This is a genomic window from Listeria ivanovii subsp. londoniensis, from assembly GCF_000763495.1.
In the GTDB taxonomy this organism is placed as follows: domain Bacteria; phylum Bacillota; class Bacilli; order Lactobacillales; family Listeriaceae; genus Listeria; species Listeria londoniensis.
Window position 1 is genome coordinate 349,341 of sequence record NZ_CP009576.1, and the last position, 20,713, is coordinate 370,053.

Sequence of the window (20,713 nt, forward strand, 5' to 3'; positions counted from 1 at the left end):
TAATAGTGGAAATAACAGAAACGAAAGAATGGTGGAAAGAATCGGTAGTGTACCAAATCTATCCGCGTAGTTTTCAAGATTCAAATGGGGATGGTATTGGAGATATTAGAGGAATTATAGAACGACTTCCTTATTTGAAAGATTTAGGTATTAATGTGATTTGGCTTTGTCCTGTCTATAAATCACCTATGGATGATGGTGGTTATGACATTTCTGATTACTATGAGATTGATCCAATGTTTGGAACGATGAGCGATATGGATGAATTAATTGAGAAGGCAGAAAAATTAGGAATAAAAATATTGATGGATTTGGTTGTAAACCATACATCTGATGAACATGAATGGTTTGAAAAAGCAATAGCTGACCCAAAAAGTAAGTATCGAGATTATTATATTTTCCGAGAGGGTGTAAATGGAAACCCGCCTAATAATTGGCGTTCTTATTTTGGAGGATCTGCGTGGGAAGCCGTACCAGGTGAGGAAAACATGTTTTACCTACATGCTTTTTCTAAAAAACAGCCAGATTTAAACTGGGAAAACATTGTAGTGCGTAATGAATGTATCCAAATGATTAACTGGTGGCTTGAAAAAGGTTTAGGTGGCTTTAGAATTGATGCCATTTTAAATTTGAAGAAAAGAATTGAGTACGGTACTTTCCCAGCGGACGGGGAAGATGGCTTGGTTTTCATCGGTCATTGGATTTTAAATCAGCCGGGAATTGAAGAGTGGCTCAAGGAGATTGACGAACGGACATTTAAAAAACATAATGCATTTACTGTGGCTGAGGCGGATGTGCCTGAAGAAAGACTTTCTGAATTTATAGGTGAAAATGGTCATTTCCGTATGGTGTTTGATTTTAGCTATACAGATATTGATACTCCTGAAACAGGCGAATGGTTCAAGAATTCAGAATGGACAGTAAAAGAATTAAAAGAGAAAATAATTACCAATGAACTGGTGACACAGCGAAATGGCTGGGGGGCAAAATACTTAGAAAATCATGATCAACCGCGTTCGATAAATAAGTATTTACCTCAAGAATACCAAGATGATCGTAGCAAAAAAATGCTAGGCACGTTATTTATGATGTTGCACGGTACGCCGTTCATTTATCAAGGACAAGAGATTGGCATGAGTAATACTCGGATGGAAAGTATAGATGATTATAACGATATCGCGACGCACGATCAATACCATCGCGCAATTCTCTCTGGAATAAGTCCGGAAGAAGCGCTTGAAGGAATGTATCGGCGTAGTAGGGATAATTCAAGAACACCGATGCAATGGAATAATCAAAAGAACGCTGGTTTTTCCGACTCAGATGAAATTTGGTTGAAAGCAAACCCTAATTACCTTGATATTAACGTAGAGCAGGAACAAATCGATGATAATTCCGTATTGAATTTTTATAAGAAATTAATCCATTTAAGAAGTGATTCTAGTAAATATAAAGAAGTGGCTGTTTATGGAGAATTACTGCCAGTAGAATCAAGTGATGAAGTTATTGCTTACAAACGTAAAACAGATGACGCTGAGCTCTTAATCATCGTGAATTTTTCTGATTCTGAAAATCAATTATGCATTGAAGGTACTTATGAACAGGTACTTGCTAATGTAGCGTTGCCAGAAATGGTAGAAAATGTCCTTGAAATACCTGCATATACAGGTGCCGTCTTCTCAAGGGTTTTGGAGGTAGACTGATTGCAAATTAAAAATAAAGCTATGTTAATTACTTATTCTGATAGTTTAGGGAAAAATATGGAAGAATTATCCAAGGTGATGGAAACTTATTTTGAAGATGCGGTTGGCGGGATTCACTTATTGCCGTTCTTTCCATCCACTGGAGATCGAGGGTTTGCGCCAAGTGATTACACAACAGTAGATAGCGACCTAGGTTCTTGGGAAATAATCGAGAAATTAGGCGAAAAGTATTATTTAATGTTTGATTTTATGATTAATCACATTTCTCGCGAATCACTCTTCTTTCAAGATTTAAAAAAAGAGCATTTAAACTCAAAGTATAAAGATATGTTTATTCGTATCAATGATTTCTTTCCTCCGGGTAGACCAAATGAAAAAGACTTAGATTTAATTTATAAGAGAAAAGATAAGGCGCCTTTTCAAGAAGTTGAATTTGCTGATGGGGAAACGGAATTAGTTTGGAATACTTTTGGGGAAGAACAAATTGATTTAGATGTCACAGCCGAAGTTACAAAAGAATTTATTCGTCAAACGATAAAAAATATGGCTGCACATGGTTGTTCTATTTTGCGTCTCGACGCCTTTGCTTATGCAATTAAAAAATTAGATACAAATGATTTTTTTGTAGAACCAGAAATTTGGGATTTACTGGATGAAGTGAAAGCGGAAGCGGCCAAATATGATATGGAATTATTACCAGAAATTCATGAACATTATTCCATCCAAATGAAAATCGCGAACCATGATTATTATATCTATGATTTTGCGTTACCCATGGTGATGCTTTACTCATTATATAGTGGGCGAGTGGAACGTTTAGCTAAATGGTTAGAAATGAGTCCGATGAAGCAATATACTACATTAGATACGCATGACGGCATTGGGGTTGTGGATGCGCGCGATTTATTAACAGATGAGGAACTCGATTATACCTCAGCGGAATTATACAAAATAGGAGCTAATGTTAAAAAGATATATTCCTCTGAAAAATATAATAATCTGGATATTTATCAAATTAACAGTACCTATTATAGTGCTTTGGGTGACGATGACAAAAGTTACTTGTTGGCGAGAGTAATTCAATGTTTTGCGCCGGGGATTCCGCAAATTTATTATGTTGGTTTACTTGCTGGCAAAAATGATATTGACCTTTTAGAAGAAACAAAAGAAGGGCGTAATATTAATCGTCATTACTACACAATAGATGAAATTGAAAATGAAGTAAAAAGACCAGTTGTTAAAGCGTTGTGCAATTTACTGAGATTTAGAAATACTTCTGAAGCATTTGATTTGGAAGGAAGTATAGAAATTGAGACACCTAGCTCAAATGAAATAGTTATTATTCGCAAAAACAAAACAAATAAAATTGCAGCGACATTAAAAGCGAATTTAAGTACTAAAACTTTCCAAATCAACGAAAATGAAAGAAATATTTTAATTTAACATTTTATAAACACGAATGAGCCTCTACATTCGTGTTTATTTCTATTTTCTATTGACATTGGCTAATAGTTATTGTATTATTATATAATGCCAAAAGAATCGAAACTGTTTTTTGTGTTTATTATGAAGCGAAAATGCTGTCGAAAATCAAGCATTTGCAATCGATTTTGGCAAAATAGAAGACATAGACGTGGCTTTCAAAAATACAAAACGGTATAAACTTTTTCCGTCTTGTACTGACACTTTTAAGGAAAATTATTTTCTAGGGAGTTTCAGCAATATGAAATCCGCTTTCTTTTTGTCTAAATAGAATATTTTTTGTGTGAAAGTTCCACTTATGTTAACTCTGGAAATGCTTCTTGGATGCGTGTTTGCAAGCCAAGATTAGAAACAAAAAGGAAAATTTTGATGCACGGTGTTTAAGCCAGTATATTTTGCACGCAGCAAAAAACTGCTAGCGACTTAAACCCCGGATACGGGAGGTTCCATTGTTTTCGCAACCATAATTAACAAGTGTGCTTATAAATTTTTTAATTAATTTGAGGGGTGAATAGTTTGTCAGGACATTCAGGACATGATGTAAAATATGGACGGCATCGTACGCGTAGAAGTTTTGCGCGAATCAGTGAAGTACTTGAATTACCAAACTTAATTGAGATTCAAACAGCTTCTTACCAGTGGTTCTTAGATGAAGGGCTACGTGAGATGTTCCGCGATATTTCGCCAATTGAGGATTTTGCGGGTAATTTATCTTTAGAATTCATTGATTACGATCTTGGAGAGCCGAAATATTCGGTAGAAGAATCTAAGAACCGTGATGCAAACTATGCGGCTCCACTACGCGTGAAGTTGCGCCTAATCAACAAAGAAACCGGCGAAGTAAAAGACCAAGAAGTATTTATGGGAGATTTCCCGTTAATGACTGAAATGGGTACGTTCATTATTAATGGGGCAGAACGTGTTATCGTTTCCCAATTAGTTCGTTCTCCAGGTGTCTACTTCAATGGAAAACTCGACAAAAATGGTAAAAAAGGCTTTGGTTCTACAGTCATCCCTAACCGTGGGGCTTGGCTTGAGTATGAAACAGATGCTAAAGACGTAGTACATGTTCGTATTGACCGTACACGTAAATTACCAGTTACTGTTTTACTTCGTGCACTTGGCTTTGGTTCCGATCAAGAAATTATTGATTTAATCGGTGACAATGACTACTTGCGCAATACACTGGAAAAAGACAATACTGACAACGCTGAAAAAGCTCTTCTAGAAATTTACGAAAGATTACGTCCTGGTGAGCCACCAACAGTAGATAACGCTAGAAGCTTACTAGTTTCTCGTTTCTTTGACCCAAAACGTTACGACCTTGCAAGCGTTGGACGTTATAAAATTAACAAAAAATTACATCTGAAAAACCGTCTATTCAACCAAACATTAGCAGAAACTTTAGTGGATCCAGAAACTGGTGAAATTATCGCTTCTAAAGGTGATATTTTGGATCGTCGTAATTTAGATCAAATTATTCCTAATTTAGAAAACGGTGTAGGTTTCCGCACACTTCGTCCAGCTGACGGTGTTATGGAAGATAGCGTACTCGTTCAATCTATTAAAATCTACGCACCAAATGATGAAGAAAAAGAAATCAACATCATCGGTAACGCGTATATTGAAGAAAACGTAAAACACATCACGCCTTCTGATATTATTTCATCCATTAGCTACTTCTTTAACTTGCTACATGGTGTTGGCGACACAGATGACATCGATCACCTAGGTAATCGTCGTCTTCGTTCTGTTGGTGAACTTTTACAAAACCAATTCCGTATCGGTTTATCCCGTATGGAACGTGTGGTTCGTGAACGTATGTCTATTCAAGATATGACTACAATTACACCACAACAACTAATTAATATTCGTCCAGTAGTGGCATCTATCAAAGAATTCTTTGGTAGCTCACAGTTATCTCAGTTTATGGATCAAACAAATCCACTTGGCGAACTTACGCATAAACGTCGTCTTTCAGCGCTTGGACCTGGTGGTTTGACGCGTGAACGTGCTGGTTATGAAGTGCGTGACGTGCATTACTCTCACTATGGTCGTATGTGTCCGATTGAAACACCAGAGGGACCAAACATTGGTTTGATCAACTCCCTTTCTTCCTTTGCGAAGGTAAATAAATTCGGCTTTATCGAAACACCTTACCGCCGCGTAGATCCTGAAACAAACCGTGTTACTGATAAGATTGATTATCTAACTGCGGACGAAGAGGATAATTACGTAGTAGCGCAAGCGAACTCGAAATTAGACGAACAAGGTACTTTCACAGAAGAAGAAGTTATGGCTCGTTTCCGTTCAGAAAACTTAGCGGTAGAAAAAGAACGTATTGACTACATGGACGTATCGCCTAAACAGGTTGTATCTGTTGCGACAGCATGTATTCCGTTCCTTGAAAACGATGATAGTAACCGTGCGTTAATGGGAGCGAACATGCAACGTCAAGCAGTTCCTCTTATGCACCCTGAAGCTCCATTTGTTGGAACAGGTATGGAACACGTATCTGCAAAAGACTCTGGTGCTGCTGTAACTGCCAAACATGACGGTATTGTAGAACACGTTGAAGCCCGCGAAATCTGGGTTCGTCGTGTATCTCTAGTGGATGGCAAAGAAGTAACTGGCGGAATTGATAAATATACTTTACGTAAATTTGTTCGTTCTAACCAAGGTACTTGTTATAACCAACGTCCAAACGTAGCAGAAGGTGACCGCGTTGTTAAAGGAGAAATCCTTGGTAACGGTCCATCAATGGATTCCGGTGAACTTGCTCTTGGTCGTAACGTACTAGTTGCGTTCATGACTTGGGATGGTTATAACTACGAGGATGCGATTATCATGAGTGAACGTCTTGTAAAAGATGACGTTTATACTTCGATTCATATTGAAGAATTTGAATCAGAAGCTCGTGATACAAAACTCGGACCTGAAGAAATGACTCGTGATATTCCAAATGTTGGGGAAGATGCTTTACGCGACCTTGATGAGCGCGGAATTATCCGTGTCGGAGCTGAAGTAAAAGATAACGACCTTCTAGTTGGTAAAGTGACACCAAAAGGAGTTACAGAATTAACTGCAGAAGAACGTTTATTACACGCTATCTTTGGTGAAAAAGCGCGTGAAGTTCGTGATACTTCCTTGCGTGTACCTCACGGCGGCGGCGGAATCGTGCTTGACGTGAAGATCTTTACACGTGAAGCAGGCGACGAACTACCACCTGGCGTAAACCAATTAGTACGTGTTTATATTGTACAAAAACGTAAAATCCACGAAGGCGATAAAATGGCCGGACGTCACGGTAACAAAGGGGTTATCTCCCGTATTTTACCTGAAGAAGATATGCCATTTATGCCGGACGGAACACCGGTTGACATCATGCTTAACCCACTAGGGGTACCATCTCGTATGAATATCGGACAAGTTCTTGAATTACACTTAGGTATGGCAGCTCGTGCTTTAGGAATTCACGTTGCAACTCCAGTATTTGATGGAGCGAATGAAGAAGATGTATGGAGCACAGTAGCAGAAGCTGGTATGGCCCGCGATGCGAAAACAGTTCTTTACGACGGTCGTTCTGGTGAAGCATTTGATAACCGTATCTCTGTAGGTGTAATGTACATGATCAAACTTGCCCACATGGTTGATGATAAACTTCATGCGCGTTCAACTGGACCTTACTCACTTGTAACGCAACAACCGCTTGGTGGTAAAGCACAATTTGGTGGACAACGTTTTGGTGAGATGGAAGTATGGGCACTGGAAGCTTATGGTGCTGCTTATACACTTCAAGAAATCCTAACGATTAAATCCGATGACGTGGTTGGTCGTGTGAAAACTTACGAAGCGATTGTTAAAGGCGAAAGCGTTCCAGAACCTGGTGTGCCAGAATCCTTCAAAGTACTCATCAAAGAGCTTCAAAGTCTTGGAATGGATGTTAAAATGCTTTCCGCAGACGAAGAAGAAATCGAGATGCGTGACATGGATGATGACGACTTTACTAATCAAAATGATGCCTTCAATATCGTACAACCGGAAAATGCAGCTGCTGAAAAGACTGAGTAATTCGGTTCGATAATTGAGACTCCAAAACAATAAGAAACAATGATTTGTTTTTTGCAAAATATAAAATTAAGCGATCGCTAAGGCTTTTCCTGAAAAAGTCGAGGAAGTGTGAGGGCAATCCAAAACACTTCCTAAAAAGCGAATGCTCCAAACTAATTTAGGAGGTTGGGCACTTGTTAGATGTTAATAATTTTGAGTATATGAAAATCGGTCTGGCATCTCCAGATAAAATTCGTTCATGGTCTCACGGTGAAGTAAAAAAACCTGAAACCATCAACTACAGAACGCTTAAACCTGAACGTGACGGCTTATTCTGTGAAAGAATTTTTGGACCAATGAAAGACTGGGAATGTTCTTGTGGTAAATACAAACGTGTGCGCTATAAAGGCGTAGTTTGTGACCGTTGTGGAGTAGAAGTAACGAAATCAAAAGTGCGCCGTGAACGTATGGGCCACATTGAACTCGCAGCTCCTGTATCCCACATTTGGTACTTCAAAGGAATTCCAAGTCGTATGGGTCTTGTTATGGATATGTCCCCACGTGCATTAGAAGAAATTATCTATTTTGCATCTTACGTGGTTACAGAACCAGGCGATACTCCACTTGAAAAGAAACAACTTTTATCTGAACGTGAATACCGTGTTTACCGCGAAAAATATGGCAAAGGTTTCTCCGCTGGTATGGGCGCAGAAGCAATCAAAAAAATCTTAGCCGATATCGATTTAGAAAAAGAAACAAATGATTTAAAAGAAGAACTAAAATCTGCACAAGGTCAACGTCGTACTCGTGCAATTCGTCGTTTGGAAGTTATGGAAGCTTTCCGTAATTCCGGCAACAACCCAAGCTGGATGGTACTTGACGTGCTACCAGTTATCCCACCAGAAATTCGTCCAATGGTACAACTTGAAGGTGGCCGTTTTGCAACAAGTGATTTAAATGACTTATATCGTCGAGTAATCAACCGGAACAACCGTTTGAAACGTCTACTTGATTTAGGTGCACCAAACATTATCGTCCAAAATGAAAAACGGATGTTACAAGAAGCTGTTGATGCTCTAATTGACAATGGTCGTCGTGGTCGTCCAGTAACTGGTCCGGGTAACCGTCCGCTTAAATCCCTTTCTCATATGCTTAAAGGGAAACAAGGTCGTTTCCGTCAAAACTTACTAGGTAAACGTGTCGATTATTCTGGTCGTTCCGTTATCGTCGTTGGACCTAACTTAAAAATGTACCAATGTGGTCTTCCAAAAGAAATGGCGCTTGAATTATTCAAACCATTTGTAATGAAAGAGCTTGTTGGACGCGGTTTAGCACACAACATTAAGAGCGCTAAACGTAAGATTGAACGTATGTCACCAGAAATCTGGGATGTATTAGAAGAAGTTATCCGTGAACATCCGGTACTACTTAACCGGGCGCCTACACTTCACAGACTTGGTATTCAAGCATTTGAACCAACGCTAGTGGAAGGTCGCGCAATCCGTCTTCACCCTCTTGTATGTACAGCTTACAACGCTGACTTTGATGGTGACCAAATGGCGGTTCACGTTCCCTTATCCGCAGAAGCACAAGCAGAAGCACGTATTTTAATGCTTGCCGCTCAAAATATTTTGAATCCTAAAGATGGTAAACCAGTTGTAACACCTTCCCAAGATATGGTGCTAGGTAACTACTACCTTACTTTAGAACGTGAAAAAGCTGTTGGTGAAGGTACAATCTTCAAAGACATCAATGAAGCACAACTTGCATATCAAAACGGCTATGTACACTTACATTCACGTATTGCTGTATTTGCTGGTTCGATTCCAAATGAACGCTTCACAGATGAACAACGCAACCAATTATTAATTACGACAGTTGGTAAACTGATTTTCAATACTATTTTACCGAAATCGTTCCCTTATATTAATGAACCAACGAAATTCAACTTAGAAATCGAAACACCTGCGAAATATTTCGTTGATACAACTACAGATGTTCGTGCTCATATTGCGGCACAAGAACTAATCGACCCATTCAAGAAGAAAATCCTCGGTAATATTATCGCGGAAGTCTTCAAGAAATTCCATATTACCGAAACTTCCAAAATGCTTGACCGTATGAAAGATCTTGGATTCAAGATCTCAACTAAGGCTGGTATGACAGTAGGTATTGCGGATATCTTAACGCTTGAAGAAAAACATGAGATTCTTGAAAAAGCACATGATACAGTTGAAAAAATCACTAAATCATTCCGTCGTGGTTTGATTACTGATGATGAAAGATACGAACGCGTTATCGCTGTATGGAATGCTGCCAAAGATGAAATCCAAGGAAAACTGATTTTGAGTTTGGATCGCTTAAATCCAATCTTCATGATGCAAGATTCCGGAGCTCGTGGTAACATTTCCAACTTTACGCAGCTTGCAGGTATGCGTGGACTGATGGCCGATCCATCCGGACGTATTGTAGAATTACCAATTACATCTAACTTCCGTGAAGGTTTAACGGTCTTAGAGTACTTCATTTCTACCCATGGTGCTCGTAAAGGTCTTACCGATACTGCCCTTAAAACTGCCGATTCTGGTTACCTTACTCGTCGTCTTGTTGACGTGGCTCAAGATGTTATTATTCGTGAAGACGATTGTGGCACTGACCGCGGTCTTACAATTAAGGCTATTCGTGAAGGTACTGAAATCATCGAACCACTGGAAGAACGTCTGGAAGGTCGTTATTCTCGTAAAACCATTCGTCACCCAGAAACAAATGAAGTTATTGCACGTGAAAATGACTTAATTACAGAAGCAATTGCAACTCAAATCGTAGAAGCTGGAATTGAAGAAGTTACCATTCGTTCCGCATTTACATGTAATACTAAACACGGTGTATGTAAAAAATGTTATGGTAAAAACTTGGCAACTGGTACAGAAGTCGAAGTTGGAGAAGCAGTTGGTATCATCGCTGCCCAATCTATCGGGGAACCAGGAACTCAGCTTACTATGCGTACATTCCATACAGGTGGGGTTGCCGGAGACGATATCACGCAAGGTCTTCCACGTATTCAAGAAATCTTTGAAGCACGTAATCCGAAAGGGCAAGCTATCATCACTGAAGTTGGTGGAGAAGTTGTTTCTATCGAAGAAGGTCGTGATCGTCAACAAGAAATCACTATCCAAGGTGCAGATGACCGCCGTTCTTACAACATTCCTTATACTGCTCGCTTGCGTGTAGAAGAAGGAACAATTGTTGAACGTGGGGAAGCTCTAACTGAAGGTTCTGTTGATCCTAAAGCCTTGATTCGTGTTCGCGACGTTTTATCCGTTCAAGAATACTTGCTTGCAGAAGTACAAAAAGTTTACCGGATGCAAGGGGTTGAAATTGGCGATAAACACGTTGAAGTAATGGTTCGTCAAATGTTACGTAAAATCCGTGTAATGGACACTGGGGATACAAGCATCTTACCAGGTACATTAATGGACATTCATACGTTTACAGAAGCCAACCGTGAAGCTATCTTAAGTGGTAGCCAACCAGCAACAGGTCGTCCAGTTCTTCTAGGGATTACAAAAGCTTCCCTTGAAACTGATTCCTTCTTATCTGCTGCATCATTCCAAGAAACAACTCGTGTCTTGACAGATGCTGCAATTAAAGGAAAACGTGACGAACTTCTAGGACTGAAAGAAAATGTTATCCTAGGTAAACTTGTTCCAGCTGGTACTGGTATCGGCCGTTACCGCAAACTGAAATCCGAAGTTATTAAAGAAACTGCTGAAGTAACTGACGAAATCACAAATATTTAATTCCAAAAAGCCAAGTGTCTCGTTCGCGCGCACTTGGCTTTTTTTGTTATACTTTAAAAAAAGGAGTGAAGTGATTTGATTACACATGTTATTTGGGATATGGGTGAAACATTGAACACCGTACCAAACACAAAGTATGACCATCATCCGCTTGATACTTATCCAGAAGTAGTTTTACGTAAAAATGCGCTCGAAACACTTGAAAAAGTAAAAGAACTAGGATTTAAGCAGGCTATTCTGAGTAATACCGCAACGAGTGATACCAAAGTTGTTAAACGAGTCCTTAATAATTTCGGTATTCTTGATTTTTTCGAGTTTGTTTATGCTTCAAATTCAGAATTACAACCCGGAAAAATGGAAAAACCAGATAAAACTATTTTTGACTACACGTTGAATGAGTTACATATTGAAGCATCACAAGCAGTTATGGTCGGAAATACCTTTGAAAGTGACATTATTGGTGCAAACCGAGCTGGAATTCATGCTATTTGGTTACAAAATCCAGAAGTTTGCCTTCAAGGAGAACGATTACCAGTTGTGGCCCCGCCTTTCATTTTGCCAGTTTGGGATTTAAGCGACGTACCTGATGCACTTGTCCTTTTGAAAAAACTTACTGCCCACTAAAAGTTTCTGCTTGACCTGTAATGCATTACACAGAGTAAACTAAAAAAGTAGAAGAAATTAGCCGGAAGGGGCGAACAAAATGACTGAAATGAAAAAACAATTTCCAAAAGGATTCTTATGGGGTGGAGCAACTGCGGCGAACCAAGTTGAAGGCGCTTACATTGTTGATGGAAAAGGTCTTTCCACAGCAGATATGGTCAAATTCATTCCGAAAGAAGAACGCACACAAGATCATGCTTTAGACGTTTCAAGAGAAGAAATCGAAGCAATTATCGCTGGCAAAGTGGAGGGCAGATTTCCAAAACGTGACGGCGTTGATTTTTATCATCATTATAAAGAAGATATCGCGCTATTTGCCGAAATGGGCTTTAAAACATTCCGTCTATCATTAAACTGGGCTCGTATTTTCCCGAATGGCGATGATAAAGAACCAAACGAAAAAGGTCTCGCTTTTTATGATAGTGTGTTTGATGAATTATTGAAATACAATATCGAACCTTTAGTAACACTTTCTCACTATGAAACACCATTAAATCTAACTTTGAAATATAATGGTTGGGCGGATCGTCGAGTTATTGGCTTTTTCACCAACTATGCAGAAACCGTTTTTAAACGCTATAAAAACAAAGTGAAATATTGGCTTACGTTTAACGAAATTAATGTTATTTCTCTTAGCGCATATACTGGTGGTGGGGTACTTTTAGAGGGAGAAAAAAATCCATTAGAAGTTTCTTATCAAGCGGCGCATCATCAATTTGTGGCGAGCGCACTTGCTACAAAATTAGCACATGAAATTATTCCGGGAGCACAAGTTGGTTGTATGCTTGCTCGTATGGCGACATATCCAGCGACAAACAATCCTGATGATATTTTAAAAGCGCAATATGAAAACCAACAAAACCTATTTTTCACAGATGTTCATGCTCGTGGGGAATATCCAAGCTTCATGAATCGCTTCTTCCAAGAAAATGACATCAACATCGTAAAAGAAGTTGGTGACGACGAAATCTTAAAAGCACACACAGTTGATTTTATCTCATTCAGCTATTATATGTCATTGTCTGCAACTGCTAGCCCAGAAGGAGACCGATCTGCTGGAAACTTAATGGGTGGCGTAAAAAACGAATACCTTGAGTCATCCGATTGGGGCTGGCAAATTGACCCTAAAGGATTGCGCTGGACTCTAAATGATCTTTATAGCCGTTACGAATTACCACTTTTCATTGTGGAAAACGGTTTAGGAGCATATGATACAGTAGAAGCAGACGGGAAAATCCATGATGATTACCGAATTGACTACTTACGCAAACACATCGAACAAATGAAAGAAGCAATTGCAGACGGCGTAGACTTAATCGGTTACACAAGCTGGGGCCCAATCGACTTAGTAAGTGCCTCCACCAGCGAAATGTCAAAACGCTACGGCTTCATCTACGTAGACCAAGACGACTGGGGCAAAGGAACCTTAGAACGCTCAAGAAAAGACTCTTTCTTCTGGTATAAAAAAGTGATTGAAACCAATGGGGAAGATTTAGATTAATATTAGAAACAGCCTTGATTGATTGAGGCTGTTTTTTTAATAATTGGAGTGAGATAGAAAAGTGAATTATTTCTGTTTTTAGAACTAAAATGGAAGAATTTTAACAAATAACAAAAAAATCAGAAAATAAAGTTTGGAATAATCGATTTTTCATTGTGGGCTATGATTTCTTATGCTATAATTTTTCCGATGAATAGAGAGCGAACTAGAAGAAATCAAAAACATGAAGTATTAAAAGTAATTATGCATGAGGGTAACGTAGTTCATTGTTTTTCTAGTAGGGATATCAGTAGTAGAATATTGATATGCCATTCAACAAGTGGTAAATACAGTGTAAATCTAAATATAGAATCTACTTTAAAAAAGATATAAAGAAATATAGTTACAACATGATTCTTCATTCATCTAAAAACTAAAAGGATAAACTAATATGAAGATAACTAAAAATGGAATATACATAATCGTCGGTGCAAACGGAGCAGGAAAAACGACATTAGCCAAAAGAATACTACAAGCTAATAAAAATATTTGCTGCATGATGAAACAAGATGATAACCAAATATTAGAGCATGAGCCGGTTTTGACGAATATTACGATGAATGAGATTTCGGACGAACGGGTCATCAACTTCCTAAAAGAAAAACAATTAGACTATTTATTAACCAAAAAAAGTAAATTTTTAAGTGGTGGCGAAAAACGACTAATTAATCTTTTGAGAGTAGTTTTATCAAATCAAGAAGTATTGATATTGGACGAACCATCCAATGATTTAGATATTGATGTATTTGATAAAGCAAAAGAAATAATCTATCAAGTAGCTAAAAACAAAATAGTCCTGTTAATCACACACGATGATCGTTTCACAAAATTCGATAAAAAATTAGAAATTACAAAAAATAAAATTTATGATACAACTGAAAACAATTTGTAGATGAAATTTATTTTAAAAAGGAAAGCCCAAGCGAACGAACCATCAAAATAAAACCTAGAAAAACGTATTTCTTATATATATTTTATTTATTATGCATGACGATTATCGCTATTTTTTTAGTGAACTTATTAGTAGAAAATAACGAAGAAACAAAACCTATAAGCAAGAAAGGGACATATCAACTCGCAACACTCTACAGCGCTAATGCGTCTTCTTACGACAATACCGAAGCCATTAATACAATACTTATACAATCAGCGACTAAATGGAATAAAACGGAATTTTTTAATGAGGAAAATCGCGTTAATGAAGATGAGTATTATGAAGAAACAATAGACTTGAAAAAAGATACCTATCAAGAATTAATCTATTTAGAGTTGTATAATCCAGAAACAAGAGAGTTTATGAATATCAAAGAATTAATGATGGAAAAATTACGCAAAGACTTAAAGCTTAAAGAAAACATAGAACTTATTAGTGACGACGAAAATTATTATAAAAATAGCGAGTATCCCTCTTTTTATGTAGCAAGCAATTCCGTTTTAACAGATGAGAAAATAGCCCAAATAGAGGCTTGGGGTTATAAGCTTCGTTATAGCGATACTTTGGAACCAAATCAGATAGAAGTAGATTTCAATCCGGGGTTGTACTCGATAGTCTTAGCTGAAATTGATCAACAAGATGTTTTGGTTACAGAAGCTCGTATTAAATTAAAAGAAAAAGATTCATTTTTTAATTTTTTAGAAGAAAATAAATTATACGCTAAAAAAATGTTTGTTAAAGGCTATGAACCCGAGTTATTAAATGCGGAGGTCAATAAGTACAACAATGCAGTCATGTTAATAAAAAAAGTAGTCCTTTTTATTGGCTTACTATTACTATTAGAATTAATTATACTATTTATGTATGAGGTTAATTTTAAAAATAGTTATAGCACGGTAGCTTATTATGGTTACAACAAAAAAGAGTTACTTCAATTTAGGAAAAAAACTTATTTAACAACACAGTTTAAAATTTTTTCCATTATTAGTACACTTTTTTATATTTTGACGATGTGGATGTTAGTTCATTCGTTTATTATTGTAACAATTATTGGCGTGACAACTTTATTCTACGTATTTGCATATATTATCATCCCACTAACTATTAAATACAACATTAGAAAAGCAATCCTATGACTAAAACAAATAAATTTAGTATTTTTTCTATCAAAAAACCAGGAATATATACCATTACCGGAAGTAACGGAAGTGGAAAAACAACTTTTATTGAAAACGAATTAAAGGGAAATACTGTAAAAGCAAAAGATGTAGCATATTTTGCGCAAAAAAACTGGAAATATAAAACATCTGTGGAGAAATATTTACACTTTCCAGAAACAAATCCTAAATTAGTAGAGAAGTACTGTGAGGCATTGACTATTGATAGCTATTGCTTAGATAAAGATATTCAATCATTAAGTGGTGGAGAGTTTGTTAAAGTAGAGTTGGTTAGAACACTATCTTTAGACACTCCAATACTTGTTTTTGATGAGCCTACTAATAATTTAGACAATGGTTCCACGAAGATACTAGCTAACATCTTAAGCGAATTGTCCAAAACGAAAATAATCTACTTAGTGAGCCATGACATACGCCTCGAACATTTATTTGATAAAACGATTCTTATAAATAAATCGGAAGTAGAAGTTTCGCCTTTAATTGAATTAGAAAATAGTAGCATACCAATAAAGGAAAAGAATGTAGTAGCAAATGGGAAAATGATTACTTATTTAGTAACATCAAAATTTAATTTCTTGATGTTGGCTTTTATTGTTATATTAACAATCTTACTAACTAATATTGTCTCCAATGTTATTGCAAGCTCCGTTCCGATTGAAGACGATCTGGCAAGTGATTATGATTTCGAATTATTGGATATTGCGGAGAATTATTCCAGATATTTTGCTATTGAAATGACGGATAGTGAATTAGAAAACAAATTCCAAGAACCTAATTCTCTCTCTGCAAATGAGTTAATAGAACTGCAAAATAAAAAATATATGGAGAAAATATATGTGGTAGATGATAGTTATACAAATGAACTTACTTTAGATAATTCCAAGTTCGAAGTTCTTGCGCTTCCAGAAATAATAACTAGTTCTCCTAATTATTTAAATGCTTTCCCAGTTACTAAAATGCATCTAGTCAAAGGTCGTTTGCCAAAAGATGATGCTAAAGAAATTGCACTATCTTATGCACAGATTAAAAAATATTTTAATGATAATGTAAGTGAAGAATCGGCAATAGGAGGAAAAGTGGAATTTAAAGACGATTCTTATGAAATTGTTGGTATTGTTAACGCTCCAGTAGCGGCGATTTCTTACTCAAGTCAAATGCAGCAATATGGGGCAGTGGAAGTTACAGATAAATCTTCCGAGCAACTAAACAACATATTGTTAAAACTTAAAAAGCAAAACTGTGATAATCCTAATTTCTCCATTATTTTCATGAAACTAGCCAGTAAAAACCAACATGAACTATTAGATTATTTAAAAGATCATGGACCGAGCTATCAATATGCATCAAATTATGTAGATAGTGCTTTACAATTATCCTTCTACAAACAAAACTTAACAAAAATCACCCTCATATCTGTACTTTTCTCTTTGATAGTATCCGTATTAATTTTCATCTTTGGAAGAAAATCATTTAGTTTAATCAATGGATTTTTAAATGATATGTCCAATTTGAATTTTAGACCTAAAAAGAATAAGCGGTTTATTTATTTGATAATGCTGTTAGACTTTTTGGTATGTATTCCTGCATTTTTAATAGTAAGTCGACTTATTATAGGGTATAATATTGGTATTTTAATGGTACTTCCAGCGCTAGTAATTTCATTGATCATGTTCATGCTAACCTTGCTACTAATGAGTTACCAGGATAAAAAGAATGATTTTAGAAATTTATAAGAGTTGGATTATCGTACTTGTATTGCACGAACTAACACACATATTTTTTGTGCTTCTTTTCAGAGGGAAAATAGATAAAGTCGTTTTTGGTAATTTTATTTTTCTCCACATAAAAAAAGTGGCTATTTCTCCAATTATTATCAATTGTTCTGTTTCATTTGAAGAAGGGAAGGACTGGGGATTATGGAAACAAGCACTTGTTTTATTAATGCCAGCTGCCGTCAATCTGACAACGGGGGTGCTGGTGGGCTATGATTTCCTATTCATAAAAATTTTCAGCTTGTTTATTGGTATCAATTCATTGCTCCCAATTCCTTCCTTACAAACAGACGGCTTTCTCATGCTGGAGGAATTTCAAAAATTTTATAAAAATCGTAAAAGAGGTCAGTGATGCATTTGCTGGTCTTTTTTTGTTTATCTCTCTGTTTACTCAAAAAAATTTAGGGAAAACATACGATGGACAATATGGAAGGAAGGCGAGGAAATGGAACAACAAAAAAAGCTACAAATTTTAAAAGACATGATTAACATCAATTCAACAAATGGACATGAAGAACAGGTCGCGAATTATTTGCAAAAATTGTTAGCAGAATACAGCATCCAAGCTGAAAAGGTGCACTATGACACAGATCGTGCGAGTCTTATAAGTGAAATCGGCGCGGAGCAAGGACGAGTGTTGGCTTTTTCCGGACATATGGATGTGGTTGATGCTGGGGATGTTTCTAAATGGACTTTTCCGCCATTTGAAGCAACAGAATCGGATGGTAAAATATATGGCCGTGGTTCTACTGATATGAAATCTGGTTTAGCCGCGATGGTCATTGCGATGATTGAACTTCATGAAGAAAAAACCAAATTAAATGGGAAAATCAAATTATTAGCGACAGTTGGAGAAGAAGTTGGAGAGCTTGGAGCGGAACAACTTACCACACAAGGTTATGCAGATGATTTAGATGGTTTGATTATCGGCGAACCGAGTGGACATCGAATTGTTTATGCACATAAAGGTTCGATTAATTACACGGTCAAATCTACTGGTAAAAATGCGCATAGTTCAATGCCGGAATTCGGTGTTAATGCGATTGATAATTTGCTACTATTTTATAATGAAGTAGAAAAATTTGCGAAATCGGTTGACGCTACAAACGAAATATTAGGTGATTTTATTCATAACGTCACCGTAATTGATGGTGGAAATCAAGTGAATAGTATCCCTGAAAAAGCACAACTTCAAGGGAATATTCGCTCCATTCCAGAAATGAATAATGAAACAGTGAAACAAGTGCTAGTGAAGATTATTAATGAGCTAAATAAACAGGAAAATGTGACGCTAGAGTTAATATTTGATTATGACAAACAACCAGTGTTTAGCGATAAAAATTCAGAATTAGTAAATGTTGCTAAGCGTGTAGCCAGTGATATCATCAAAGAAGAAATTCCTTTACTTGGTATTTCTGGAACAACAGATGCAGCAGAATTCACCAAAGCTAAAAAAACATTCCCAGTAATTATTTTTGGTCCGGGAAACGAAACCCCTCACCAAGTAAATGAAAATGTTTCGATTGACAATTATTTAGAGATGGTAGATGTATACAAACGAATTGCAGTTGAGTTTTTAGGATAACATAGGAAAAACAGCCACTTTTATAAGATGGCTGTTTTTTGTCATAAAAAGTGGCGCATTTCGTAGTTGAAAGTCTGTTTTTAGTACTTGTAAGAGGGAGAAACTATGGTATTATGTATTTAATTTATAACAGGAAATGAATAAGGAGCGATAAATTAATGAAATTAAAAATACTGTTAGTTCGTATTGCACTGACTTTAGTAGTGATGATGACGGTCAGTATTTGGATGGGAACCAGTCCAGGAATAGAAGTTCAAGCAGAAAGCATCACACAGCCAACACCAATTAAAGATATATTTCCAGATCCGAATTTTGCTGAGCGAATAAGGGAAGGTTTTGGAAAAGCTAGCGTAGATGATGTTGTCTCGCAAACAGAACTTAATCAAATCTATACTTTAGATAGTCCAAGTAGGAATATCCAATCAATTGAAGGAATACAATACTTGAATAATTTAGATAGACTTTATTTTGGGGAAAATAATATAAGTGATATAAGTCAGCTTAGTGGAGTAACAAGTCTAACTTATGTAGATGTTGGAGAAAATAATATAAGCAATCTAAGTCCCCTCGCTAATTTGACTAATTTAGAGTCTTTAGGTTTAGATAAAAATAATATAAGTGATATAAGTAACTTGGCTGGTTTATCTAAGTTATCCAATTTGTCGCTAAATGATAATAACTTAGACAATTTGAGTGATGTAAGTGGCTTAATTAACTTGAAGGAACTGAAAGCAGGAGGCAATAGTATCAGTGATTTGACCCCTTTATCTAACTTAATCAATATGGTGAGTTTATATTTGGCAGATAATAATATCAGTGATTTAAGTCCGTTAGCAAAATTAACCAAAATAGATTATCTGAATTTATATACTAATAATATCAGCAATATAAGTGTCGTAGCAAACTTTACTGATATATGGGGGCTGTACTTGGGTGAAAATAATATAACTGACATAGCAGTTTTGACTAATTTAACAGGTTTAGGAGAATTGCATTTGGCAGATAATGATATTGGTGATATAAGTAATCTTGCTAACTTAACTAACCTCACTGAATTACAATTAGACAATACCAACATAACCGATTTAAATCCCTTATCCAATTTAACCAACCTAGAATACTTATATTTGGAAAATAACCGAATAAGTGATATAAAAAGTTTGCAACCATTAAGTAATTTATTGTTTTTGGATTTGGATAATAATCAAATAAGGGATATTAGCATTTTGCCAGATTCGCCACCACACGTATTGGATTTTGAGGTGCAAGCACGAAACCAACAAATAATTAATAGTCCGATAAATTTTCAAACGGAGCTAGTTATTCCAAATAATGTTTTCGATGATTCGGGTAAGGTAGTGTCTCCAGCGACGATAAGTGATAATGGGAGATACACGAGTCCAGATATTACCTGGAATCTACCTGACTTTAAAAGCGAAGTGAGCTATACATTTAATAAAGAAGGAAATAATATAACTTTCAGTGGAACGGTGAAACAACCTCTTATTGGAGAATACAATGTTATTTTTGATGTAGATGGTGTAGAAAAGCAAGATAAGGCAATCGTTGGTACATTATTAACTGAACCAACACCACCAACGAAACAAGGTTATACATTTACTGGATGGTATGATGCGAAAACGAATGGCAACAAGTGGAATTTTGCTACAGATAAAATGCCGGAAAAAGATATAACTTTATATGCGCAGTTTAGTAAAGATTCAAGTCCAGATAAAGGCGGTGGGGGTTCCATACTGGATACAAATGGAAATATAAATGGCAAGGAAAAAAATCCTACCAACGACAATACGAAAACTATAAAGATTAAAAGTAACAAGAATAGCGAATTGCCAACAACAGGAGATAGTGGCAATAACCAACCTATTTTTATAGGATTTATTCTTTTGGGGCTTGGAGTAGCTGGTTTACGGAAAGCACAACTTTAAATTAAGAGTACCCAGCATTTACAGTAAAGTAGATGCTGTTTTTTTATGTGTGATAGAGTA

General features: G+C 36.5%; 12 protein-coding genes and 1 pseudogene. All 13 read left to right on the top strand.

Annotated features, from left to right (window positions below):
• Positions 1-5: 5 nt before the first annotated feature.
• Positions 6-1,703, top strand: coding sequence for an alpha-glucosidase (locus JL53_RS01755; RefSeq protein ID WP_038406560.1), 1,698 nt, complete (start codon positions 6-8; stop codon positions 1,701-1,703).
• A complete protein-coding gene (gene gtfA, locus JL53_RS01760; RefSeq protein WP_038406561.1) occupies positions 1,704-3,146 on the top strand; it encodes a sucrose phosphorylase in 1,443 nt (480 codons plus the stop codon). It abuts the gene before it with no gap.
• Between the two features lie 65 nt (positions 3,147-3,211).
• Positions 3,212-3,456, top strand: a pseudogene (locus JL53_RS15255) (hypothetical protein).
• Between the two features lie 245 nt (positions 3,457-3,701).
• Positions 3,702-7,256 carry a DNA-directed RNA polymerase subunit beta gene (gene rpoB / locus JL53_RS01765; RefSeq protein WP_038406563.1) on the top strand — a complete coding sequence of 1,185 codons (3,555 nt, stop codon included), beginning with the start codon at positions 3,702-3,704 and terminating at the stop codon, positions 7,254-7,256.
• A gap of 173 nt (positions 7,257-7,429) precedes the next feature.
• Positions 7,430-11,035 (top strand): DNA-directed RNA polymerase subunit beta', encoded by a 3,606-nt coding sequence (rpoC, locus tag JL53_RS01770; protein WP_038406564.1) that lies wholly within the window; start codon positions 7,430-7,432, stop codon positions 11,033-11,035.
• Between the two features lie 75 nt (positions 11,036-11,110).
• Positions 11,111-11,659 carry an HAD family hydrolase gene (locus JL53_RS01775; RefSeq protein WP_003718356.1) on the top strand — a complete coding sequence of 183 codons (549 nt, stop codon included), beginning with the start codon at positions 11,111-11,113 and terminating at the stop codon, positions 11,657-11,659.
• A gap of 79 nt (positions 11,660-11,738) precedes the next feature.
• Entirely contained in the window at positions 11,739-13,199 is a 1,461-nt protein-coding gene (locus JL53_RS01780) for a glycoside hydrolase family 1 protein (protein ID WP_038406566.1), read from the top strand.
• A 430-nt stretch (positions 13,200-13,629) separates the two neighbouring features.
• Entirely contained in the window at positions 13,630-14,130 is a 501-nt protein-coding gene (locus JL53_RS15775; RefSeq protein WP_167468904.1) for an ATP-binding cassette domain-containing protein, read from the top strand.
• A gap of 95 nt (positions 14,131-14,225) precedes the next feature.
• On the top strand, positions 14,226-15,308 hold the full coding sequence (locus JL53_RS15780; RefSeq protein WP_167468905.1) for a hypothetical protein: 1,083 nt from the start codon (positions 14,226-14,228) through the stop codon (positions 15,306-15,308).
• A complete protein-coding gene (locus JL53_RS01790; protein ID WP_038406568.1) occupies positions 15,305-17,083 on the top strand; it encodes an ATP-binding cassette domain-containing protein in 1,779 nt (592 codons plus the stop codon). Before JL53_RS15780 ends, JL53_RS01790 begins: the two co-directional genes overlap by 4 nt.
• Positions 17,064-17,474: a hypothetical protein gene (locus JL53_RS01795; protein WP_038406569.1), complete on the top strand. Its 411-nt coding sequence runs from the start codon at positions 17,064-17,066 to the stop codon at positions 17,472-17,474. Before JL53_RS01790 ends, JL53_RS01795 begins: the two co-directional genes overlap by 20 nt.
• Before the next feature lie 93 nt (positions 17,475-17,567).
• Entirely contained in the window at positions 17,568-18,707 is a 1,140-nt protein-coding gene (locus tag JL53_RS01800) for an ArgE/DapE family deacylase (RefSeq protein ID WP_038406570.1), read from the top strand.
• A gap of 158 nt (positions 18,708-18,865) precedes the next feature.
• A complete protein-coding gene (locus JL53_RS01805; RefSeq protein WP_003718367.1) occupies positions 18,866-20,653 on the top strand; it encodes a leucine-rich repeat domain-containing protein in 1,788 nt (595 codons plus the stop codon).
• The last annotated feature ends 60 nt before the right edge of the window (positions 20,654-20,713 follow it).

Coding starts and splice junctions, on each gene's coding strand:
- JL53_RS01795 (WP_038406569.1), top strand. CDS start 17,064: ATGATTTTAGAAATTTATAAGAGTTGGATTATCGTACTTGTATTGCAC.
- JL53_RS01805 (WP_003718367.1), top strand. CDS start 18,866: ATGAAATTAAAAATACTGTTAGTTCGTATTGCACTGACTTTAGTAGTG.
- JL53_RS01790 (WP_038406568.1), top strand. CDS start 15,305: ATGACTAAAACAAATAAATTTAGTATTTTTTCTATCAAAAAACCAGGA.
- JL53_RS01780 (WP_038406566.1), top strand. CDS start 11,739: ATGACTGAAATGAAAAAACAATTTCCAAAAGGATTCTTATGGGGTGGA.
- JL53_RS01800 (WP_038406570.1), top strand. CDS start 17,568: ATGGAACAACAAAAAAAGCTACAAATTTTAAAAGACATGATTAACATC.
- JL53_RS15775 (WP_167468904.1), top strand. CDS start 13,630: ATGAAGATAACTAAAAATGGAATATACATAATCGTCGGTGCAAACGGA.
- JL53_RS15780 (WP_167468905.1), top strand. CDS start 14,226: ATGACGATTATCGCTATTTTTTTAGTGAACTTATTAGTAGAAAATAAC.